Source organism: Methylobacterium sp. E-066 (assembly GCF_022829635.1).
Lineage (GTDB): Bacteria > Pseudomonadota > Alphaproteobacteria > Rhizobiales > Beijerinckiaceae > Methylobacterium.
Genome location: NZ_JAKSYO010000155.1, coordinates 1 through 5,354, shown reverse-complemented (window position 1 = coordinate 5,354; position 5,354 = coordinate 1). Strand labels below are relative to the sequence as shown.

Here is a 5,354-nt window from a genome sequence, read left to right as displayed (position 1 = left end):
CCAAGCTCGGCGCGGTCGAGCACGGCGCCACCGAGCGGCTCGCCGAGATCCCCGGCATGGTCCCGAGCCTGAAGCAGCGGATCGAGGGCTGCGTCTTCGCCGGCCGCTGCCCGGACGTGACCGACCTGTGCCGCATCTACGTCCCGGCCCTGGAGCCGAAGGCCCCGGCCCACCTCGCCGCCTGCCACTACGCGCCCAAGGACGCCCTCGCGGCATGATGTTTTGTGATTTGGCGCAAGGCGCGGCGCGGCGTCGACAGGCGGAGGGGGCTACGCGCGCCGCGTTGCCCGCCATCACGGCTGCGCTGTGGCGCGCCTACAGCGACGGGAAGATCACGGAGACCGAGGCCGAGAGCCTGTCTGAGTTTATTGACGCCCGGCGCTCGTTCGGAAGTGGACAGAAATCAGGACAGAGCCCGAACCCAACGGCAACAGCCGACGCTGGCTTGACACTTTCGCCCCCAAATCGCTCAGGAAGCCCCAGGAGAGCCGTCGGCTCGCGTCCGCGCACGGATGCCTCGATGGAGCGCCGCCGCCGCTGGGCCGCTTCTGGCCGCCTTCCGCCGGGCCTCGCGGCCCGGTTCACGCTGGCTGAGCAGGCGGTCCTCGCCCTCGTGGCCGCCGAGGTCGTGCGTCGGAAGGATTGCCGCTTGTCGGTGCCGAACGTCGCCGCAGTCACGGGAGTGGCCGAGACCACGGTCCGCAACGCCATCCGCGAGGCCCGAAAGCTCGGGCTGCTCACCGTTGAGGAGCGCCAGATCACCGGCTTCCGCAACGACACCAACATCGTCCGTATCGTCTCGCCCGAGTGGACCGCATGGCTGCGGCTGGCGCGGACCCGCGACCCGCTATCTAAACTTGGATCGTCCGCCTCCGCCTCACCGGCACAGGGGGGAGGGTGCAAATCCGCGAACCGCACGCCTACTGAAGTTCTAGCCCTGTCAGAATCGGGGAAAACGGAACCGAAGAAGGGCTGCCGACAAGCGGCTGGCGACCTCGATGGATCAGGCCAGCTGAGAATCCGCGCGGTTGGTCGCACTGGCCGAGCTATGCCGTGAGTGTATGTGGTCGACCGGTTTATCGAACGCATAGGTTTCGAACGATGTCGCGCGAATCCGAGCCCACTCTCTCGGATGAGATCCAGAGACACCTCGGCAGCCTGCTGGCGACTGCCTACGCACAGGACATAGCCGAGCTGAGCGCCGCGGATCGCTTTGCCGAGCTGTTGGCCAAGCTTGATACAGCCTTTGAAGGAGCAGACGATCGCGAGGCCGCCGAGTTTAAGGCGCTGCTGCTCGCTGTAGTGCCGGCCTTGCGTCGCTTCGCCGTCTCGCTCGCTCGAGACCCTACGGCGGCCGACGATCTTGTGCAGGACGCGCTTATGCGAGCTTGGCGCGCACGAGCACGCTTCGAGCAGGGTACGAACTTCGAGGCCTGGATCTTCACGATCCTGCGCAACGTCTTCTACAGCAGTCAACGCAGGTCGCGTGAGGTGCAGGACGAGGATGGGAGCTACACCGCCCGGCTTGCCAGCCCGCCTGATCAGGCGGGCCACCTCGACCTTCAGGACGTGCGCGCCGCCCTCGACCGGCTCGCGCCGGTAATGAGAGAGGCGCTGGTCCTCGTAGCCATCGAGAACGTTAGTTACGAGGAGGCTGCAGCGATCATGGACTGCCAAGTTGGCACCGTGAAGAGCCGGGTCTGGCGCGCCCGCGATCAGCTTGCGCGGATGCTCGGCTATAGCGGTTCCGAGATCGGGACTGACGGGGTGATGCTCTCGGCGCTCGGCGGATCAGGCGAAGTCAGCGAATGAGCCGGGATCCCTCTACGAATGATCGCGCCGAGCCCGTAGCGTCAATCGATGAGATCCGTGAGCGTGCTTACGATCTGTGGGACCGACACCATCGGCCTGAGGGCTACGACCTGCAGTTCTGGTTCATGGCTGAGCGCGAGCTGAAGGCGGAACGGTGGGCGATGCTCGGAGACCGTGCTGGAGCCGCCGCGGATGACGCTAGCAGCCCAGCGAGCAAAAGCTCCACCACGTCAGAAGAGACGACGCACTGAGAAAACACACCGCGCTGAAGGCGTTCGAGCCATAGCCCAATCAGCCATCGGTGTTGGGTGCAGCAATGAGTATCCCAACCTGGAGCACGATTAGCGCATCCCCGGCGGCGGAGGACGTGGCAGGCCTAGCTCACTAAGCCCAAGGAACAGGGCAAGCTGCGTCAGCACGGCGAGCGAGAACGTGCCGTCACTGCCGCTCTCAATGGTCTCTAGAGCCTCAGGAGCGAGCCCAGCCAGACTTGCCGCGTTCGGCAAGGATAAACGCAGCCGGCCGCGCGCCGGGCCAGCATGTGTCGCGAGGTTGTGCAGCAGGACCTGCCGCCGCTCCTCGTTCTCGTCCATCGGACGCGTCCGATCTCGCTGCCTCTGTTATCTTCACGCAAATGTTACGACTATCGGCAGATCCTGCAAGGACGTTTAGCACCACCGCCGCCGCCAACGTTTTCTACCGTACAAATTGTCATCATCTCGCTAAGCGATTGGCAATTGATCCATGGCTTAGTGCGCTGGGATCTTTATGCCACGCAGGCCTGAGGTGGTGCACGTCGAGACCAGCCCGCCAGGGCGCCCTGACCGCTTATGGCTTGGACCATCCTTGGCTCGATGGCTGGTTCTCGCCAACCTCATAACCGCCGCTGGCTTGATCAGCGTGGCGGCGCTTCTTCTCTGGCAGATGCGCACGGACGCGGAGCGTCGCAGCCAGCTGACCGCGAACAGCCTTGTGCAGGTGCTCGGCCGCGATATCGCTCGCAACGTTGAGCTCTATGACCTGTCACTGCTGGCGGTTGTCGAGGGCCTCGGCCGAACGGACGTTGCACAGGCGTCATCCGAGTTGCGCCAGCTGATCCTGTTTGATCGTGCCGCATCGGCGCCTGGCTTCGCTTTTCTGCTGCTTCTCGATGCGCGTGGCATTATCGTCTCCGGATCGAGCCAAACGGCGCCGAAAGGACTTGATCGGTCTGATACCGAGTACTTCCGTCACTTCGTTGCCCATCCAGACGACGACGGCCTGCATGTAAGCCCGCCTGCCATCTCGCGTGTCAGCGGACAGCGGATGGTCATGTTCTCTCGCCGCCTGTCGAACCCGGACGGTTCCTTCGCCGGGGTCGTGGTCGGTGGCATCAAGCTCGACTATCTGCGCAGCCTGTTCGCCTCGGTCGACGCCGAGCATGCCGGGACCGTGACACTCTACGGACCGGAAGGCGTCATCCTGATGCGGGAGCCGTTCGATCAGAGCGTGATCGGTACGAGCGTGGCCGAGACCTCGAGCTACCGCCGCATGATTGCGATGCGCGAGGGCAACTTCGTCGGACCCGCAATGGTTGGCGAGGGCGAGCGGCGGTTTACCTTTGCGCACCTCGGCATGGAGCCCCTCACCCTCAGCATCGCCGTGGCACCGTCCGCGATCTACGCCGAGTGGTGGCATCGAGCCCTCGGCCTCGGCATGGTGCTGCTCAGCCTCTGCGGCGTCACAGCTAGCCTGACTTGGCTGCTGCGTCGCGAACTAGGCCGACGCGAGCAGGCTGAGGCAAGGCTGGTCGCCGCTAATACCCTCTTGGCGGAACAGGCGACCACGGATGCCCTAACCGGCCTCGGCAATCGGCGGCGCTTCGATGAGGCGCTGGCGCAGGAATGGGACCGGGCTATACGGAGTCGCCGGCCGCTGTCGTTGATCCTAGTCGACGCGGATTGTTTCAAGAGCTTCAACGACACCTACGGCCATCAGCGCGGCGACGAGGCGCTTCGCCTGATCGCCGGCTCGATCAGGTCGGCCGCCAACCGCAAGACCGACACGGCCTGTCGCGTCGGCGGTGAGGAGTTCGCGGTGATCTTGCCTGAAATTGATATGGCAGGCGCTGAAGTCGTCGCCGAGCGGATCCGAATGTCGGTGATGGGCTGGGCCATGCTTCATGCTGAGGGTCCACACGCGGTGCTCACGGTAAGCTGTGGCGTGGCCAGCGTTCCTGAGGTCTTGGCGCACAATGCGGTAGCGCTCGTCGCCAAGGCGGATGCGGCGCTGTACTCGGCCAAGAACGCAGGCCGGAACCAGGTTCATGCTGCCGACTCGAGCAAGAAGGTCCTGCGCCTCGTGAGCTGATCAAGCCGCTTCAGGGCGAGGTAACACCGTTCTCGATCAGCGGCTGACCACTACCCTGGCCACTCCCCCGGTACTCCTATTCAGCGGCTGAAAGGGACGACCAGAGCGCCTGCAATCCGGCGCATGGCGATCAGGCCTTGTGCCTTGCCCTGTGTACCCAATTCGGGCTGACGTGCGGCGGGCGAAACGTATAAAGGGTTGCTTCCTGAGGCCAGAGGGGGCGCTCATCCGCGAGCTGAGTAGCCTCAAGCCGTTTATAATCCAGGTTAGTAACTTTCAGAGCGGATTTTGTAGGTAATAGGTTTTCTTGTATCGGTACGAATTCGTACAAAACTCCGATTTAAAACAGATTTAAGCAATAATTAATCCGATAAGGCGTCTCATGGACTCGATAGAGAGCGGCGCGCGCTAGAGTAGATCTATGAAAACCGGATGCCAAGGTTGCCGGGACGGTGAACCGCTGCCGTTTGCCTTCACGATGGCGTTCCATCCCATCGTAGATGTCAGTCGAGGCGCTGTCTGGGGCTACGAGGCTCTGGTCAGGGGCACGGAAGGGCAAGGCGCCGGCCAGATCCTTGGGATGGTCGACGAGCTTAACCGCTACAAGTTCGATCAAGCCTGCCGCGTCAAGGCGATCGAACTCGCCGGATCTCTTTTCCAGAACGACGAAACTCGGCTGTCCATCAACTTCATGCCGAACGCGGTCTACGAGCCAGCTGCCTGTATCCGTGCAACGCTCGACGCTGCCCGCCGCGTCGGCTTCGCGCGCCGGCAGATCATGTTCGAGTTCACCGAGAACGAGCGCATGACCGACGTGCCCCACGTCCAGCGGATCATCTCCGAATACCGCAAGCAGGGTTTCGCGACCGCCCTTGACGACTTCGGCGCGGGCTATGCAGGGCTCAACCTGCTGGCGAGCTTCCAGCCCGATTTCATCAAGCTCGACATGGAGCTGATCCGGGGGATCGCGACCTCACCAGCACGGCAGACCATCGTCGCCGGCGTGATCATGATGGCGCGCCAGCTGGGCGTGGCGGTGATCGCCGAGGGCATCGAGACGGAAGCGGAGCTGACCGCCCTGCGTGCAGCCGGGATCCAGCTGTTCCAGGGCTACCTCTTCGCCAAGCCCGCGGTGGCCAGCCTGCCCGCGGTCCGTTTCCCCGCCTCCTCCGCCTTGTCGACAGAAGCTCTCG

Annotated in this window: 7 protein-coding genes; 6 read left to right on the top strand and 1 reads right to left on the bottom strand. The window is 63.8% G+C overall.

The features are described 5' to 3' along the window. The 4 genes from MKL20_RS21150 to MKL20_RS21135 form a co-directional block, all read left to right on the top strand. Window positions 1-218, top strand: a 218-nt coding sequence (locus MKL20_RS21150; RefSeq protein WP_409568178.1) for an oligopeptide/dipeptide ABC transporter ATP-binding protein, incomplete at its 5' end; no start/stop codon positions are given. Continuing rightward, a complete protein-coding gene (locus tag MKL20_RS21145; protein ID WP_244038323.1) occupies window positions 218-1,057 on the top strand; it encodes a helix-turn-helix domain-containing protein in 840 nt (279 codons plus the stop codon). The genes MKL20_RS21150 and MKL20_RS21145, both read left to right, overlap by 1 nt. Before the next feature lie 44 nt (window positions 1,058-1,101). Further along, on the top strand, window positions 1,102-1,812 hold the full coding sequence (locus MKL20_RS21140) for a sigma-70 family RNA polymerase sigma factor (protein WP_243962811.1): 711 nt from the start codon (window positions 1,102-1,104) through the stop codon (window positions 1,810-1,812). Then, entirely contained in the window at window positions 1,809-2,063 is a 255-nt protein-coding gene (locus MKL20_RS21135; RefSeq protein ID WP_243962810.1) for a DUF2934 domain-containing protein, read from the top strand. The genes MKL20_RS21140 and MKL20_RS21135 overlap by 4 nt, the downstream gene beginning before the upstream one ends. Window positions 2,064-2,153: 90 nt before the next feature. Here MKL20_RS21135 and MKL20_RS21130 read toward each other — a convergent pair whose 3' ends face one another. Next, a complete protein-coding gene (locus MKL20_RS21130) occupies window positions 2,154-2,405 on the bottom strand; it encodes a hypothetical protein (RefSeq protein ID WP_243962809.1) in 252 nt (83 codons plus the stop codon). Window positions 2,406-2,658: 253 nt separating this feature from the next. Between MKL20_RS21130 and MKL20_RS21125 the strand changes: the two genes are divergently transcribed. Both MKL20_RS21125 and MKL20_RS21120 read left to right on the top strand, forming a co-directional pair. Next, window positions 2,659-4,161 (top strand): sensor domain-containing diguanylate cyclase, encoded by a 1,503-nt coding sequence (locus MKL20_RS21125; protein ID WP_244038322.1) that lies wholly within the window; start codon window positions 2,659-2,661, stop codon window positions 4,159-4,161. Between the two features lie 421 nt (window positions 4,162-4,582). Next, window positions 4,583-5,354: EAL domain-containing protein (locus MKL20_RS21120; RefSeq protein WP_244038321.1), on the top strand; the 772-nt coding region annotated here is incomplete at its 3' end.

Excerpts from the sequence above, each read along its gene's own strand:
- MKL20_RS21140 (WP_243962811.1), top strand. The coding sequence starts at position 1,102 with ATGTCGCGCGAATCCGAGCCCACTCTCTCGGATGAGATCCAGAGACAC.
- MKL20_RS21145 (WP_244038323.1), top strand. The coding sequence starts at position 218 with ATGTTTTGTGATTTGGCGCAAGGCGCGGCGCGGCGTCGACAGGCGGAG.
- MKL20_RS21130 (WP_243962809.1), bottom strand. The coding sequence starts at position 2,405 with ATGGACGAGAACGAGGAGCGGCGGCAGGTCCTGCTGCACAACCTCGCG.
- MKL20_RS21135 (WP_243962810.1), top strand. The coding sequence starts at position 1,809 with ATGAGCCGGGATCCCTCTACGAATGATCGCGCCGAGCCCGTAGCGTCA.